This is a genomic window from Tsukamurella sp. DT100 (genome assembly GCF_049844855.1).
Lineage (GTDB): Bacteria > Actinomycetota > Actinomycetes > Mycobacteriales > Mycobacteriaceae > Tsukamurella.
This window is the reverse complement of the sequence record NZ_JBNCLV010000009.1, coordinates 43,011-57,298: the sequence shown is the minus strand read 5'-3', so window position 1 is coordinate 57,298 and position 14,288 is coordinate 43,011. Positions and strand designations below refer to the sequence as shown.

General features: G+C 72.5%; 15 protein-coding genes and 1 pseudogene. 9 read left to right on the top strand and 7 right to left on the bottom strand.

Annotated features, from left to right (window positions below; translation table 11 throughout):
• Positions 1-242: 242 nt before the first annotated feature.
• A pseudogene (locus ACLQ3K_RS20360) lies at positions 243-1,196 on the bottom strand (M48 family metallopeptidase); the annotation flags it as partial.
• Positions 1,197-1,675: 479 nt separating this feature from the next.
• Between ACLQ3K_RS20360 and ACLQ3K_RS20355 the strand changes: the two are divergent.
• From ACLQ3K_RS20355 to ACLQ3K_RS20330, 6 genes are all read left to right on the top strand, one after another.
• Complete coding sequence (locus tag ACLQ3K_RS20355; RefSeq protein WP_224645494.1) at positions 1,676-2,158, top strand: ribose-5-phosphate isomerase; 483 nt, start codon at positions 1,676-1,678, stop codon at positions 2,156-2,158.
• A 12-nt stretch (positions 2,159-2,170) separates the two neighbouring features.
• A complete protein-coding gene (locus ACLQ3K_RS20350; RefSeq protein WP_426001308.1) occupies positions 2,171-2,971 on the top strand; it encodes an Fpg/Nei family DNA glycosylase in 801 nt (266 codons plus the stop codon).
• A gap of 82 nt (positions 2,972-3,053) precedes the next feature.
• The gene (locus tag ACLQ3K_RS20345; protein ID WP_426001307.1) at positions 3,054-4,049 is read left to right on the top strand and encodes a PE-PPE domain-containing protein; all 996 of its coding nucleotides are present in this window, start codon (positions 3,054-3,056) and stop codon (positions 4,047-4,049) included.
• Between the two features lie 17 nt (positions 4,050-4,066).
• On the top strand, positions 4,067-4,342 hold the full coding sequence (locus ACLQ3K_RS20340; protein WP_068526462.1) for a DUF3618 domain-containing protein: 276 nt from the start codon (positions 4,067-4,069) through the stop codon (positions 4,340-4,342).
• 5 nt (positions 4,343-4,347) lie between these two features.
• Positions 4,348-4,734 carry a hypothetical protein gene (locus tag ACLQ3K_RS20335; protein WP_426001306.1) on the top strand — a complete coding sequence of 129 codons (387 nt, stop codon included), beginning with the start codon at positions 4,348-4,350 and terminating at the stop codon, positions 4,732-4,734.
• A 52-nt stretch (positions 4,735-4,786) separates the two neighbouring features.
• Complete coding sequence (locus ACLQ3K_RS20330; RefSeq protein WP_426001304.1) at positions 4,787-5,575, top strand: hypothetical protein; 789 nt, start codon at positions 4,787-4,789, stop codon at positions 5,573-5,575.
• Between the two features lie 3 nt (positions 5,576-5,578).
• Here ACLQ3K_RS20330 and metA read toward each other — a convergent pair whose 3' ends face one another.
• The 3 genes from metA to ACLQ3K_RS20315 form a co-directional block, all read right to left on the bottom strand.
• Positions 5,579-6,493, bottom strand: coding sequence for a homoserine O-acetyltransferase MetA (gene metA / locus ACLQ3K_RS20325; RefSeq protein WP_426001303.1), 915 nt, complete (start codon positions 6,491-6,493; stop codon positions 5,579-5,581).
• A 64-nt stretch (positions 6,494-6,557) separates the two neighbouring features.
• Positions 6,558-7,229: a hypothetical protein gene (locus ACLQ3K_RS20320; RefSeq protein ID WP_224645500.1), complete on the bottom strand. Its 672-nt coding sequence runs from the start codon at positions 7,227-7,229 to the stop codon at positions 6,558-6,560.
• The gene (locus ACLQ3K_RS20315) at positions 7,226-7,801 is read right to left on the bottom strand and encodes an HhH-GPD-type base excision DNA repair protein (RefSeq protein ID WP_224645501.1); all 576 of its coding nucleotides are present in this window, start codon (positions 7,799-7,801) and stop codon (positions 7,226-7,228) included. Before ACLQ3K_RS20315 ends, ACLQ3K_RS20320 begins: the two co-directional genes overlap by 4 nt.
• 100 nt (positions 7,802-7,901) lie before the next feature.
• Between ACLQ3K_RS20315 and ACLQ3K_RS20310 the strand changes: the two genes are divergently transcribed.
• Positions 7,902-8,693, top strand: a complete 792-nt coding sequence (locus ACLQ3K_RS20310) for a crotonase/enoyl-CoA hydratase family protein (protein WP_224645502.1) — start codon at positions 7,902-7,904, stop codon at positions 8,691-8,693.
• Positions 8,694-8,776: 83 nt separating this feature from the next.
• Here ACLQ3K_RS20310 and ACLQ3K_RS20305 read toward each other — a convergent pair whose 3' ends face one another.
• Positions 8,777-9,445, bottom strand: a complete 669-nt coding sequence (locus ACLQ3K_RS20305) for a response regulator (protein WP_426001302.1) — start codon at positions 9,443-9,445, stop codon at positions 8,777-8,779.
• A complete protein-coding gene (locus tag ACLQ3K_RS20300) occupies positions 9,442-10,635 on the bottom strand; it encodes a sensor histidine kinase (protein ID WP_426001301.1) in 1,194 nt (397 codons plus the stop codon). The genes ACLQ3K_RS20305 and ACLQ3K_RS20300 overlap by 4 nt, the downstream gene beginning before the upstream one ends.
• 174 nt (positions 10,636-10,809) lie before the next feature.
• Here ACLQ3K_RS20300 and ACLQ3K_RS20295 point away from each other — a divergent pair, with 174 nt between their 5' ends.
• Entirely contained in the window at positions 10,810-10,962 is a 153-nt protein-coding gene (locus ACLQ3K_RS20295) for a hypothetical protein (protein WP_224645505.1), read from the top strand.
• A 61-nt stretch (positions 10,963-11,023) separates the two neighbouring features.
• A complete protein-coding gene (locus tag ACLQ3K_RS20290; RefSeq protein ID WP_426001300.1) occupies positions 11,024-12,520 on the top strand; it encodes a cytochrome P450 in 1,497 nt (498 codons plus the stop codon).
• A 46-nt stretch (positions 12,521-12,566) separates the two neighbouring features.
• Here ACLQ3K_RS20290 and ACLQ3K_RS20285 read toward each other — a convergent pair whose 3' ends face one another.
• A complete protein-coding gene (locus tag ACLQ3K_RS20285; RefSeq protein ID WP_426001298.1) occupies positions 12,567-14,267 on the bottom strand; it encodes a flavin monoamine oxidase family protein in 1,701 nt (566 codons plus the stop codon).
• Positions 14,268-14,288 lie beyond the last annotated feature (21 nt).

The window sequence follows — 14,288 nt, the reverse complement described above, 5'->3', positions numbered from 1 at the left end:
CCGCCGCACCGTCAACGGTGCGGCGGGGTTCGTCGGTTCGAGGGCTAGGAGCCGGCCGGCCCGGCCGGCGGGTTCTCATTCCGCCCCGGCTGCTCGGGCTGCCCGTCCGAGCCCTTCTCGGCCTGCGTGCCGGCGTCGCCGCCCTGGGGACTGTGCCGCTGCGCGAAGTAGCCGCCCTCCGGGTAGGGCTGACTCTGCTGCGCGGGTGCCGGCTGCTCCGTCGGGACGTGGGTGGGGCCGTACGGTCCCGTCGGGACCTGGTGCACGGGACCCGGCCCGACGGGGGCCGCCTGCACCTGCCCGGGGGCGGGCGCCAGCACCTCCTGCTGGGTGTACGTCGGCACCGGGCCGGCCGGCACGACCGCGCCGCCGCCGACGCCGCGCACCGGGCCGCTGGGGGCGAACCACAGCGAGCCGGCCTTGGTGCGGTTGCGCAGCGCGGCCGCGCGCCAGGTGAGCACGGGGTGCGATGCGGTGAGGTTCACCAGCCAGGTGAAGAAGCCCTTGTCGGTGGACGCGCGGTCGGCGAGCTGGTCGAAGTCGACCTCCTTGCCGAGGTACTTGCCGGCGCCGAGGACGCCCATGCCGCCGGGCGTCCCCGCGGGCTCGTTGAAGTAACCGTAGTTGTCGGCCGTGTACTCCTGCGAGCGGGACAGGGCCGCGCCGATCACCGGCAGGTAGCTCATCGCGAACGACCCGAGCTGCCGCCAGTAGGACACATGGCCCGCCGCGATGTGGCCGACCTCGTGGCCGACGATGTACGCGAGCGCCTCGGGGTCGCGGGCCTCGCCCCCGATCTCGAACAGGTCGCTGTAGACCACCACGAAGCGGCGGAAGCCGTGGCCCGAGGCGAAGGCGTTGATCTGTCCGTTGCCGATCACCACGAAGGCGTCCGGGACCTCGCGCATGCCGTACCGGGCCGCCGCCTCGCGCACCATCCGATAGCCCTCGGGGAACTGCGTCGGGGTCATCTGCACCCCCTGGACGCGGGGCGAGGCCCAGGTGATGCCTCGGACGAGGAACACAACGATCGGCGCGAGGAGCGCGAGCAGCAGGTACTCGTTGACCACCCCGACCGCGGCCAGGACCAGCGCGCCCCCGTAGATCAGCAGGGTCACGAGGATCACGATCACCAGCAGCGGGATCTCCCAGGGATGACGCCGCGGCGGCCCGGCATACGACGGGGCCTGCGGCACCGGCGGAACGGGGCCGCCGGGGCCACCCGGGAAGTGTCCGCCGGTGAAGTGTCCGCCGGGGACGTGCGCGCCCGGGAAGTGGCCCGAGCCGAACTGCGGGCCGCCGGGCTGCTGGGCGGGGGCGCCCAGGCCCGCGGTCACCGACGGGTCGTGTGCGCCGAGCTCGGGCAGCGCGTGGTGCCCGCCGGAGTGGTGCCGCTCGGTCGGGAAGTCCGCGGCGGGGATGGCGGAGGTCGCCGCGTCGGACGGCGACGGGTCCGCCGCCGGTTCGTCGGGCTGCACCACGGGGAAGAAGCCCGTGCTCGGCATCGTCGATTCGTCCGGTTCGGAGCTGAAGGCCCCGGTGCGGGCGGACGCGGTGGGGGAGGAGTCGCCCTGCGGCTCCCGGCCCGGTGTCTGCTCGGTGCTGTCATCCATGCCATCGAATGTAGGCTGTGCCGCTCATCGATGCGCGCGCGGCGCGTGTCAGACTTGTAGTCATGCGCGTTTACCTCGGCGGCGACCACGCCGGATTCGAACTGAAGTCCCAGATCATCGAGCACCTGACGGCGAACGGTCACGAGGCCGTCGACTGCGGCGCCCACACCTACGACGCCGTCGACGACTACCCCGCGTTCTGCATCGACGCCGCAACCCGCGTCGTCGCCGACCCCGGCAGCCTCGGCATCGTGCTCGGCGGCAGCGGCAACGGCGAGCAGATCGCCGCGAACAAGGTGCCCGGCGCCCGCTGCGCCCTCGCCTGGAGCGTCGAGACCGCGAAGCTGGCGCGCGAGCACAACAATGCGCAGCTGATCGGCATCGGCGGCCGTATGCACAGCAAGGAGGAGGCGCTGGCCATCGTCGACGCCTTCCTCGGGCAGGCGTGGTCGGAGGAGCCCCGGCACCAGCGCCGCATCGACATCCTCGCCGAGTACGAGCGCACCGGCGTCGCCCCTGCCGTTCCGGGCGCCCCCGAGGCCTGACCGGCACCGACGATGCCCGAAGGGCACACACTCCACCGGCTCGCCCTCGCCCACGACGCATTGTTCGCGGGCGAGGGCGTCCGCGTCTCCAGCCCCCAGGGCAGGTTCGCCCCGGAGGCGAAGCGCCTCGACGGTCGCGTCTTCGAGCGCGCCGACTCGTGGGGCAAGCACCTCTGGCACCGTTATGACGGCGGGCTGATCGTCCACGTCCACCTGGGCCTGTACGGCGCGTTCAGCGACTTCGGGGTGTCCGACGGTGCGCCGGATCCCGTCGGGCAGGTGCGGTACCGCATCGTCGGGCCGCGCGGCGGCACCGACCTGCGCGGCCCCACCGCGTGCGAGCTCGTCACCGAGGAGCAGGTCGACGGTGTCCTCGCGCGCCTCGGCCCCGACCCGCTGCGGCCCGATTCCGATCCCGACGACGCGTGGCGCCGCATCGAGCGGTCGCGACGGCCCGTCGGCGCGCTGCTCATGGACCAGAAGGTGATGGCCGGCGTCGGCAACGTCTACCGCGCCGAGGTGCTCTTCCGCGCCGGGATCGACCCGCACCGCGAGGGCCGCGACGTCTCCCGGGAGGAGTTCGACGGGATCTGGGCGGATCTGGTCGCCCTCATGCCGATCGGCGTCGAGCGCGGCCGCATGCACGTCGTCCGGCCCGAACACGACCACGGCGCACCGTCGTACGCCGAGGACCGGCCCCGGACCTACGTCTACCGGCGGACCGGCGACCCCTGCCGCGTATGCGGCACGCCCGTGCGGACCGAGGTCATGGAGGCGCGGAACCTGTACTGGTGCCCCATCTGTCAGAGCTGACGCCGCTGTTAGCTCGGACACATCACCGGTTTCTTAACATGGATTTCAGCTCGTTCTCATCCGCGGGCGCAAGGGTTGTCCCATGAACACGCTGACCGTCCACAGCAGGGCGGCCCGGCGACCGGCGGACGCCGGCCGGGCCCGGATCACGGTGCTCGCCGTCGGGGGCACGGGCGAGTCCTGGATCGACGATCCCCGCGCCGAGGTGACCGGCATGCTCAGCCACGTGGTGGCCGAGCTCGACGAGCGCTTCGGCTCTCGCTGGGTGGGCTACCCCGCCTCCTACGGGCCGGTGCCCGCGCGCGACGGCATCTCCTTCGCGGAGTCCGTGTCGGTCGGCGTCGAGCGCCTCCTGGCCGCGATCGCCGACGCCGACGGCCCCGTCGTCCTCATCGGCTACTCGCAGGGCTGCACCGTGGTCCGCCGGGTGCTCGGCGCGATGGCCGACGGGCCCGTGCTCGCGCCGAACGTGCTCGCCGCCGGCCTGATCTCCGACCCCGAACGTCCGCACGGCAGCGACCCGGCGCTGTGCGGCTCCGGCGTCGCGGGCGACGGCCCGTCGGTGCCCGACGGGCTGCCGCTGCAGTGGATCTCGCACCCGCAGGACGTGATCTGCAACGCCAGCGTCGACTCCTTCGTCCGCGACATCGCCGACGCCACCGCCTACCTGACGTTGCGCGACCTGGCGACGTGGGCGCCCCGCGCGGCGGGGGAGTACCTCGGCCACCGCTTCCAGAACGCCACCCGCACGGCGTTCGGCTCCCGGCAGTGGCGGCGCGACGTGGACCGGTTGCGCACGGCGGGCCGGGAGATCCTCGGCTACCTGCCGCGGGTGCAGTACCGCGGCCGCGACTACAACCTGCGCGGAAACCGGCACACCGCGTACGCCACCGAGCCGCTCGCGCGGCTGCGGCACGAGGACTACGAGCTCACGGGCTGCCAGATCCTGGCGCAATGGCTGCAGGTCCAGGCCACCTTCGCCCTCCCGGCGGAGCCGGATCGCGCCGCCGGGGCCCCGCAGAGCGGTGCGCCCGCGGCCGCTGGTCTAGAGTCGGTGAAGTATTTGCAGGCCGGCTGACCCGGAGGTAGAGCGAAGTGGCACGTGACACCGAGAGCATCGAGCGCGATATCGAGCGCGCCCGGGAGCAGCTGGCGGCAACGCTGGACCAGCTGGGCGAGCGGGCGGACCCCCGCAAGCTCGCCGAGCAGGCGCAGCAGTCGGTGATCGCCACCGTGACGAAGCCGCCGGTGCTCGCCGCCGCGGCCGGCGTCGCGGTGCTGGCCGCGCTCGTGATCGGTTCGCGCTTCAAGCGGGCACGTCGCGAGAAGCAGCTCATCCGCGCGATCGCCGAGGGCAAGATCTCGCTCTGACCCGCATGGATCGCACGGAACGAGGCGGCGCCGGCATCGGCGCCGCCTTCGTCGTCTCCGGGCTTCTCGTGGCCGGATGCAGCGGCCCCGCGGCGGGCCCCGTCGCGCTGCCCGCGGGCTTCCCGGCGCAGCAGGTCCCGGTGGTCGGGGAGATCCGCAAGGCCGAGACGATCGAGGTCGGGCACGCGATGTGGCGGGTCACCGTCGAGGGGCGCGACACCGTGGCCGCCGCCCGCGCGCTGCTCGCGGCGGGCCTGGTGCCCGTCGCGCCGGGCGTCCCGCTGGACGCCGGCCGGATCGGGGCCGTGTACCGCGGCCACGGCTTCACCGTCGGGATCTCGTCGAACGACGGTGACGTGACCTACGTCGTGAGCCCCACGCCCGGCGCCTGACCTCAGGGAATCTCCTGATTCCGCCATCGCGGATCGGCGCTACGCTGGATCCATGGAGTTTCCGAAAGCACTGCTCGCCCCCGCCCGCGTCGGGCTGGCCGCGGCGGGCCTGGGCCTCGCCGCCGCCGAGACCTCGGTCGGTGTGGCGCGCGACGTCGTGTCGATGGCCGCCGACAGGATCGATCCCGGCTCCGGCGGCGGCACCCGCCACGAGAACCTGATCACCGCCGCGCAGCGCGTGCCGCACATCGTGCACCGCGTGTCCGACCTGCTGAGCGACGACGGCGCCATCCATCGCGTGGTGGGCCCCGGCGGCGCGGCCGACCGGGTGGCGGACCTGTTCGACGAGGGCGGCGCCGTCGACCGCGTGATCCGGCCCGACGGTCCGCTCGATCGCGCTACCCGCGAGGGCGGCATCGTCGACGCCTTCACCGCGGAGGACGGCGTGGTGCAGAAGCTCGCGGAGGTGACCGAGGCGATGAACAAGCTCACGCCGACGATCGCCGCGATGGGGCAGCGGTTGGGCGACATCGAGACGGTGGTCGGCGCGGCGAACACCGTCGCCGAGCCCGTGACCGACCTGCTCTCGAGCCTGCCGAAGTTCGCGCTGCGCACCGCGAGCGAGGTCGCCAAGGCGGCGCAACCGCGCCAACCCAGGCCCGCCCGGGTCGTGGCGGCCCCGTCGGTCGCGGTCCCGCCCGCGGTCGTCGTCGCCTCGGTCGTCGAGGTGGAGGCCGTCGAGGTCCTGCCCGAGGCGCCCGGGGCTCCGGCCGCGCCCGAGCCTCCGACCGCGACCGAGGCTCCCGCGGCGGACGGCGGCGATCCGCCCGCACAGGGCTGAGCGTTACGCGCCGTCCGGGTCGAACGGCGTCTCCTGGTAGACGCAGTAGTTGAGCCAGTTGCTGTAGAGCAGGTTCCCGTGGCCGCGCCAGCGGTTGCGCGGGAGCTGCGCGGGATCGTCGTCCGGGAAGTAGTGGGCGGGCGGAGCGACCGGGAGCCCCTGCTCGCTGTCCCGCGCGTACTCGCGGGCGAGGGTGTCCGCGTCGTACTCCGGATGGCCCGTCACGTAGACCTGCCGACCGTCCCGGCTGGCCGCGAGGTACACGCCGGCCTCCGCGCTGACGGCCAGCACGTCGACCTGGCCGGTCGCCTCGACGTCGGCCGCCTCGACGTCCGTGTGCCGCGAGTGCGGGGCCAGGAATTCGTCGTCGAAGCCGGTGACGACGGGCGATCGCGCCGCGGTGAGACGGTGCGGGTAGACGCCCGAGAGCTTCTGGGGCAGTTCGTGTTTGCCGACGCCGTAGTGGTGGTACAGCGCCGCCTGGGCGCCCCAGCAGACGTGCAGGGTGGACTGCACGTTGGTCCGCGTCCAGTCGAGGATCCGGGTCATCTCCGGCCAGTAGTCGACGTCCTCGAAGTCGAGCCGCTCGACCGGGGCCCCGGTGATGATCAGGCCGTCGAAGTGCTGCTCGGCCACGTCGTCGAAGGTGGAGTAGAACGAGTCGAGGTGCTCCGACGCGGTGGTCCGCGAGACGTGGCTGGCCATGCGCAGCAGTGTGAGCTCGATCTGCAGCGGGCTGTTACTGAGCAGGCGCAGCAGCTGGGTCTCGGTGGTGACCTTCATCGGCATCAGGTTCAGGATGGCGATCCGCATGGGGCGGATGTCCTGATGTCCCGCGCGGTCGTCGGACATGACGAAGACCTGCTCCGCGGCCAGGACGGCCCGGGCGGGGAGGTCGTGGGGCATGGTGACGGGCACCCGACCAGCTTAGTTCAGTGCCGCAGCCGCCCGATCCCACCCGGGGCGACGGCGGACGCCGCGACTACGTGTAGGACTTCGCGCAGATCGTGTAGACCGGATCGTCGAAGAAGTAGCTGCGGTCCCACTCGCCCGAGCAGCGCCCGGAGTCCTTGAGGCCGCCCACCACGGAGACCACGGTGATCGTGCCCGGCGCGCCGCACTGCCCGGCCGCCTTGATCCAGGTGCCCGGCACGGGGGCCGTGTAGCAGTAGTTCACGTTGAGATTGGGGGTGAGGCAGTACCAGAGGCCCCGCGCGATCGAGGTCTGCTCGGCGCGGCACTTCTCGCCGGCCGGCATCACCTGGGTGACCTTGTACGGCGAGCCGCCGTCGTCGCAGTTGCCGACCTTCGGCGCCTCGGGCACGTCGTAGAGGCAGTCGTTGATGCGGAAGACGGCGCCGGCGCCGGTCGTGGCCGACGCGGTGTCCTTGCCCGGCTCGGCCCCGTTGGAGTCGCTGAGCAGCGCGGCCACCACGATCGCGGCGACCAGGGCGACGACCGACGCGACGGCGACGAGCGCCAGGATCACGTTGCGGCTCGAGTTGGGCTTCTGCGGCGGGGTCGGGGGAGGGCCGCCGGGCACGGGGCCCGGCGCCGCGGGGCCGCGGGGAGGGTTCGGGAGCGGGATCGCCTGCGAGTAGGCCTGCCCCGGCTGGTTCGGGTTCTGGCCGCCGTATGGACCGGGGCCGGTCATGCGCCCGCCTTCTTCGCCGCCGCCTTCATCTCCTTCTTGTGGGCCCGCACCTTCTGCAGGGACTCGCCGTCGACGACGTCCGCGACCGACCGGTATCCGGCCTTGCCGTAGTCGCCGACCGCCGTCGCCCAGCCGCGCGGCTTCACGCCGAGCTGCTTGCCGACGAGCGCCGCGAAGATCTTCGCCTTCTGCGCGCCGAAGCCGGGGAGCGCCTCGATCCGCTTCACCAGGTCGGCGCCGGACGCGGCCTCCGTCCAGATCCGCTCGGCCTGCCCGTCGTACTCGTCGACGACGATCTGCGCGAGGGTCTGCAGGCGCGCCGCCATGGCACGGCCGTACCGGTGGATCGCGGGCGGCGTGGTGCACAATTCCTCGAACCGGACCGGGTCCGCGACCGCGATGTCGCGCGGGTCGATGCTGCCGAATCTGTCGAGCACCTTCCACGGACCCGCGAACGCGCGTTCCATCGGGAACTGCTGGTCGAGAAGCATGCCCGCGAGCAGCGCGAACGGGTGCTCCGAGAGCACCGCGTCCGACTCGGGTTCCCCCGTGATGTGCAACGTGACCGCCATGAGCGCCACTTTACTTCAGCCGTGCCTTCCCATACGGGGACCGACGCGGCGGCTAGGGTTGCAGATGACGGCCAAGGCGAGGCGAAACGAGGAGAAGCGGATGTCGAACATCGACTACGAGGTGCGCGACGAGGTCGCCCACGTGCGGATCAATCGACCCGAGAAGCACAACGGCCTCACCCTGGACATGATCGACGACCTCGCGAAGGCCGCCGATCGCGCGAAGAACGATCGCTCGCTGCGTGCCGTGATCCTCTCCGGCGAGGGCAGCTCGTTCAGCTCCGGCCTCGACTTCGCCTCCGCGGGCAAGGAGCAGCGCCGCCTGCTCATGAACTTCGTGCCGAAGCGCATCTCGGCGGCCAACAACTTCCAGGCCGCGGGCTGGGCGTGGCGCAGCGTGCCCGCGCCGGTCATCGCGGTCGTGCACGGCCACTGCTACGGCGGCGGCCTGCAGATCGCGCTCGGCGCGGACTTCCGCTACGCCTCGAGCGAGGCGGACTTCTCCATCCTCGAGGCCAAGTGGGGCCTCATCCCCGACATGTCGATCTCGGCGTCCATCGCCCAGCTGACCACCATCGACGTCGCCAAGCGCCTCACGATGACCGGCGAGATGTTCTCCGCGAAGCAGGCGCTGGACTGGGGCCTCGTCACCGGCGTCTCCGCCGATCCGATGAAGGACGCGCTGGAGTTGGTGGAGAAGCTCAAGGAGCGCTCGCCCGATGCGGTGGCCGCGTCCAAGGCGCTGTTCGAGAACACCTGGTACAGCGGCTCGCGCCTGTCCTTCCCCGTCGAGCAGGCCCTGCAGCTGGGCCTGATCCGCGGCAAGAACCACGTGATCGCCCGCACCGCGGCCGCCAACAAGGAGAAGCCCTCCTTCATCGAGCGGCAGTAAGCACTCCCCACCCGATTGAACGCTGTTTTGGAGAGTCCGACCTGCGTCTTTCCTCTCCGAAACAGCGTTCAATCGCAGGGGCGTCAGCCGCCCGGCCGGACGATGCCGTGATCGAACGCGAAAACTATCGCTTCCGCGCGGTTGCGCACGTCCAGCTTGGTGAAGATCGAGCCGATGTGGCTCTTCACGGTGACGATCGAGATCACCAGCTCGGCGGCGATGTCGTCGTTGGAGAGCCCGCGGCCGACGAGCGCGAGCACGTCCGCCTCGCGGGAGGTCAGTCGCGTCGCCTCGCCCGCCGGTGCCGCCACCGCCGGTGCGGCCGTGCGGTAGGTCTCGAGCACGCGGCCGGTGACCGCGGGGTCGAGGACCGCCTCCCCGGCGGCGACGAGGCGCACCGCGCGGATGAGCTCCTCCGCGGGCGAGTCCTTGAGGACGAAGCCGGACGCGCCGGCCCGCAGCGCCTCGGAGAGCAGGTCGTCGTCGCGGAAGGTGGTGAGCACCAGCACCGGCGGCGCGCCGGCGGACGCGGTGAGGCGCCGCGTGGCCTCCATGCCGCTGACCCGTTTCATGCGCAGGTCCATCAGCACGACGTCGGGGTCCTCCGCCGTGACGACGGCGGCCACCTCGTCGCCGTCGGCGCACTCGCCGACCACCTCGAAGCCGTCGCGGCGGCGGAGGATGCGGCGCAGCCCCAGTCGCACCAGGTCCTGGTCGTCCACCAGGACGAGGCGGATCGGTCGGTCGGTCACGGTGATGCTCCTTCGATCGAACCGGTTGCCCCGGCGCCGGTCTCGGCGGGGAAGACGGCGTCCACGAGCCACACGCCGTCGGTGGGTCCCGCGGTCAGGGTTCCGCCGGCGCTCTCCACCCGGGCGCGCATCCCCGTCAGTCCCGTGCCGCCGGGGGCGCGCCGGGCACCGTCGGGGACGGGGCACGAGACCCGGATCCCGACGCGGCCCGTGGGGCGCGGCCCGACGAGCACGGAGACCCGTGCGCCCGGCGCGTGTTTCACGGCGTTCGCGAGCGACTCCTGCACCAGCCGGAAGGCGGCGAGGCCGGCGGTGCCGGAGAGCGCCGTCGACGGGGCGTGCTGCTCCAGCTCGACGGCGAGGCCCGCGCGAGCGAACGAGGCGACGAGCTCGGGGACCTCGGGGAGTCCCGGCTGGGCGGCGTCGGCGCTGTCCGACCGCAGCAGCTCGATGGTGGTGCGGATGTCCTTCATCGCGGTCCGCCCCTGGGTCTCCGCGTCGCGGAGCGCGTCGACGGCCTCGGCCCGATCGTCGCCGGACTCGAGCGCCCGGCGCGCGGCGGTGACGTTGAGCAGCACCACCGCCAGGGAGTGCGCGACCACGTCGTGCACCTCGCCGGCGATGGCGGCGCGGTCGAGCGCGGTCCGGGAGGCATGCGCGCGCCGCTCGGCCCGGAGCAGCAGGAGTTGGTTCTGCAGCAGTTGGCCGACCGCCGCCCCGAAGCACACCGTGAGCGCGATGAGCCACGCCTGATGGATCGCACCGAGCACGCCCGCGGTGATCACCACGGCCAGGTAGGCGATCAGATGCACCACCGTCACCCGTAACGGGGTCACGGCCGCGACCTGGGTGATCCCGAGGATGACGATGAGCGGCACGACGTCGAACGCCGCGGGCACGCACCAGAACAGCGAGGCGCTGGTGAGGATCACGATGGAGTGCGCGGTGAGTGAGACGCCGCCCTTGCGCAGCAGGCTGCCCGCCGTGTGGCACAGCGAGAGGAAGACGGCGGCCGCCAGCCAGATCCACTGGCGGCCTTCGGGGCCCTCCATGATCCGGGGCACCGCGGCCTCGATGACCAGCGCGAGCATGGCCACTTCGGTGATCGTCATGTAGTACGGCGGGTACTCGTAGCCGAGCAGCTCGAAGTCCCGCCGGTATCGCGCCTCCAACCACCGCAGCCAGCGCATGGTGTGCATCGTAGCCGCGCGAGCGCGCCCGGTCGCCCACCCTGGGGCGGATCCGCGCGCCCACCTCAGGGCGGAACCGGACTTCCGTCCTGAGCACGCTGACCTGCGGCGATCGCGCTCGTAGCGTCGAAGGCGACCCGGAACACCGACCGGGCACCGGAGAAGGAGAAGGCCATGATCACCGTTCTCGCCCTGGCAGCGTTCGTTCTCGCGGTCCTGTGGCTCACCCACGACCGCGACGGCCTCGACTTCGGAGCGCGGGACATCCACCGCGCGATGGCGGCCCGGGACCGCCGGACCGGCCCCGGAGGCACCGTCGTTCCCTGACGATCGCGACGGCCCGCCCGCGCGCCGCGATCGGCGTGCACAATCGACGTAGGAGGACGACATGACCACGATCACACGAGCCTTCCGGACCGGCATCGGCAGCGGGCTCGGCGGCACCGTCGCGCGCACCCTGTCCATCCCCGAGCCCGCCTGGCACCTGCGCGATCCCGCGCGTCCGGGCCTCGACGGCCGGAACGCCGTCGAGGCGGGCCCCGTCGACGCCGCGGGAGCCGCGGCGCTGCGTGCGGCCCCGTCGCTCCCGATGGGGCCGCTGCGGGCCTCCCTGAGTTACACCCTCCGCGAGGGCGACGTGACGTTCCGCGCGGCGGAGCGGTACGGCGACGTCTTCCGGTCCGAGTTCGCTGGCGGCCCCGGGCAGGTGGTGATCGTGTCGAACCCGGCCCACGTCGCCTCGCTGATGTCGCGGCCCGACGAGGCGCCGTCGGCCACCCGCTTCTCGCCGCTGCGGCCCATCGTGGGGCCGGATTCGGTGCTCACCGCGGTCGGGCCGCGCCACAAGCAGCAGCGCGGCCTGCTGCTGCCGCAGTTCCACGGCCGCGCGGTCACCGAGTACCAGCGGCGGATCGACGCGGCCACCGCGCACCGCATCGACGAATGGCGGACGGGGGAGCCGGTGGCCCTGGCGGACATCGGCCAGCAGATCACCCTCGACGTCATCATGTCGGCGGTGTTCGGGATCGAGGACGAGGCGGGCGCCACCGCCGCCGAGAGCGCGGTCCGCACGTCGATGATCCGGCTGCTGCAGCTCTCGACGCACCCGCTCGCGACCGCGGTGCAGTTGGTGAACGCGCGTAGCCCCGAGCCGCGGGGCGTGCTGAAGATGATCCTGCGTCCGCTCGACCGCGCCATCTACGCCGTGATCGCCGAGCGGCGGCGCGAGGGCGTCGACGGCCCCGACGGTGCGGGCCGGTCCGACATCCTCACGGTGCTCATGGCGGCCCGCGGCGACGACGGTGCGCCCCTGGCCGACAGCGAGATCCGCGACGAGCTGCTCACCCTGGTCCTCGCGGGGCACGAGACGACGTCGAACTCGGTGGCGTGGACCTTCGAGCGGCTCACCCGCAACCCCGACGTGTACCGCCGGTCCGTGGAGGCGGCCCGGGAGGGCGACGAGGCGTACATCGAGGCGCTCATCAACGAGTCGATGCGCAACCGTCCCGTGGTCCCGGTCGTCGCGCGGGAGCTGCTGTCGGACTGGCAGTTCGGGCCGTACACCGTGGAAAGCGGTGTGATCGCGCTGATCTCGATCCTGCTGCTGCACCACCGCGAGGACCTGTACCCGCGGCCCTATGCCTTCGATCCCGACCGCTTCCTCGGCGTGAAGCCCTCGCCGCAGAAGCTGATGCCCTTCGGCGGCGGCACCCGGCGCTGCCTCGGCGCGGGGCTGGCGATGGCGGAGCTGCGGTCGGTGGTGACGCAGATCCTGCTGCGCGTGGACCTCGCGATGACCGATGCGCCGGCCGAGCAGCCGCGGCACCGCAACGTCACGATGATCCCCGCCGACGGGGGCATGGTGACCGCGCTGCGCCGCGACTGACCCGCCGACCGGCCTCGGGCGCGGCAGACCTCGGGCGTGGCAGACCTCAGGCGCGCGTGCCCCGCTCGTCGCCGAGTCGGACTGGGGCGATGTCTGCGAAGACGTCGCCCGGTCCGGGGTTGGTCTCCGCCGTGCCCCCGCCCAGGTGGTGCACGACGCCCCAGACCGCGTTGAGCGCGGTCTGGAGCGCGCCCTCGGCCCACCCCGCGGTCCACGAGATGTCGTCGCCCGCCAGGAAGAAGCCGCGGTGCCGCGGGTCGAGGGACTCCTGCATGAAGTGCGTGTACAGCCGCTCCTGGTAGCGGTAGTGGCCGGGTAGGTTCGCCTTGAAGGCGCCCATGAAGTACCGCTCCGTCTCCCACGAGACCGTCTTCGGAGTGGCGATGATGTGGCTGCGGATGTCGACGCCGGGGTAGATCTCGCCGAGCGACTTGAGCATCAGGTCGAGCCGCGCGTTCACGTCCAGCGGCAGCACCTTGAGCGAGTCGTCGGACCACGTGTACGACAGGCAGATCACGCCGGGCCGGTCGGGCCCGTGGTCGAGCAGGTAGGTGCCGCGGCTCATCCGGTCGGTGAGCGTCATGGACATCGTGTCGCGGCCCGTGGCCGGGTCGACGTCGCGCCAGAAGGGCCGATCCACCATTGCGAAGACCTTGGAGCTGCCCATGTAGTGGGTGCGCTCCACCGCGGTCCAGTGATCGATCGGCAGCAGGTCGTCGTCGCAGTCGATCGTGTTGAGCAGCATCCACGCCTGGCCGGTGAAGACCGCCGCGGGGAAGGTGCGGGTCTCGCCCGCCGCGTCCGTCAGGGTGTACGCCGGTGCCCCGCCGGGGCCGGCGGTGCGCCTGATCGCGGTGACCGCCGGACGGTGCGCACCGCCGTTGAGGTCCCGGACGGACCGCGCACCGTCGAACGGGCTCTCCCACAGGTGCTTCGGCAGCCGGTCCGCGCCCCCGACGATGCCGCGGTGGTGGTCGTCGGCGGCGGTGCAGGTGACGCGGAGGATCTCCAGCATCGAGTTGGGGTAATCGGTGTCCCAGCCGCCCGTGCCGAATCCGACCTGCCCGAACAGTTCCCGATGTGCGAACGAGCGGAAGTGCTTCGACGCGGTGAGGAAGCCGTAGAAGGTCTGGTCGTCGAGCTCCTCGACCAGGCGCGACCACACGGCGCGGATCCGCGTGACGTCGCGCGCGCGGATCGCGTCCTGCAGCTCGGCGGCGTCGGCGTAGTCGGCGAGCGTCGCGTCCCACGCGCGGGCGACCTCGGCGAACTCGGGTGGGAGGTCGGCGGTGGTGCGGGCGTAGTGGCTGCGCCCCTTGAGGTCGATGACGGTGCTGGGCGTCGCCTCGGCGAGGGGATTGGGGAAGGCCTCGGTCTCCAGGCCCGCGCGGTCGAGGTAGTGCTGCAGCGTGGTCGACGACGGAGGGAAGCGCATCGCACCCATCTCCGCGACCAGGTCGTCGTCGTAGCCGTCGAAGCGCTCGCTGCGCATCCGCCCGCCGATCCGGTCGGCTTCGTACACCACGGGTTTCAGGCCGAGGCGGGCCAGCTCGTAGGCGGCGGTGAGGCCGGCGAGGCCGGCGCCGATGACGGCGACCTCGGTGCCGCGCACGGCCTCGGGCACGGAGCCCAGGCCGTCGGGGTGGGCGACCCAGTCGTCGTAGGCGAAGGGGAAGTCGGGCCCGAACATCGTCAGGGGAGCGTCCGAGGCGGACGGACCGTGGGCGGGCATGGCGGGCTGGGTCATGTGGGCTCCTGGGGTGGCGGG

What these genes read in the sequence shown, in the direction of transcription:
- ACLQ3K_RS20355 (WP_224645494.1), top strand. Translation starts at nt 1,676, where the DNA reads ATGCGCGTTTACCTCGGCGGCGACCACGCCGGATTCGAACTGAAGTCC.
- ACLQ3K_RS20350 (WP_426001308.1), top strand. Translation starts at nt 2,171, where the DNA reads ATGCCCGAAGGGCACACACTCCACCGGCTCGCCCTCGCCCACGACGCA.
- ACLQ3K_RS20345 (WP_426001307.1), top strand. Translation starts at nt 3,054, where the DNA reads ATGAACACGCTGACCGTCCACAGCAGGGCGGCCCGGCGACCGGCGGAC.
- ACLQ3K_RS20335 (WP_426001306.1), top strand. Translation starts at nt 4,348, where the DNA reads ATGGATCGCACGGAACGAGGCGGCGCCGGCATCGGCGCCGCCTTCGTC.
- ACLQ3K_RS20330 (WP_426001304.1), top strand. Translation starts at nt 4,787, where the DNA reads ATGGAGTTTCCGAAAGCACTGCTCGCCCCCGCCCGCGTCGGGCTGGCC.
- ACLQ3K_RS20320 (WP_224645500.1), bottom strand. Translation starts at nt 7,229, where the DNA reads ATGACCGGCCCCGGTCCATACGGCGGCCAGAACCCGAACCAGCCGGGG.
- ACLQ3K_RS20315 (WP_224645501.1), bottom strand. Translation starts at nt 7,801, where the DNA reads ATGGCGGTCACGTTGCACATCACGGGGGAACCCGAGTCGGACGCGGTG.
- ACLQ3K_RS20310 (WP_224645502.1), top strand. Translation starts at nt 7,902, where the DNA reads ATGTCGAACATCGACTACGAGGTGCGCGACGAGGTCGCCCACGTGCGG.
- ACLQ3K_RS20300 (WP_426001301.1), bottom strand. Translation starts at nt 10,635, where the DNA reads ATGCGCTGGCTGCGGTGGTTGGAGGCGCGATACCGGCGGGACTTCGAG.
- ACLQ3K_RS20295 (WP_224645505.1), top strand. Translation starts at nt 10,810, where the DNA reads ATGATCACCGTTCTCGCCCTGGCAGCGTTCGTTCTCGCGGTCCTGTGG.
- ACLQ3K_RS20290 (WP_426001300.1), top strand. Translation starts at nt 11,024, where the DNA reads ATGACCACGATCACACGAGCCTTCCGGACCGGCATCGGCAGCGGGCTC.
- ACLQ3K_RS20285 (WP_426001298.1), bottom strand. Translation starts at nt 14,267, where the DNA reads ATGACCCAGCCCGCCATGCCCGCCCACGGTCCGTCCGCCTCGGACGCT.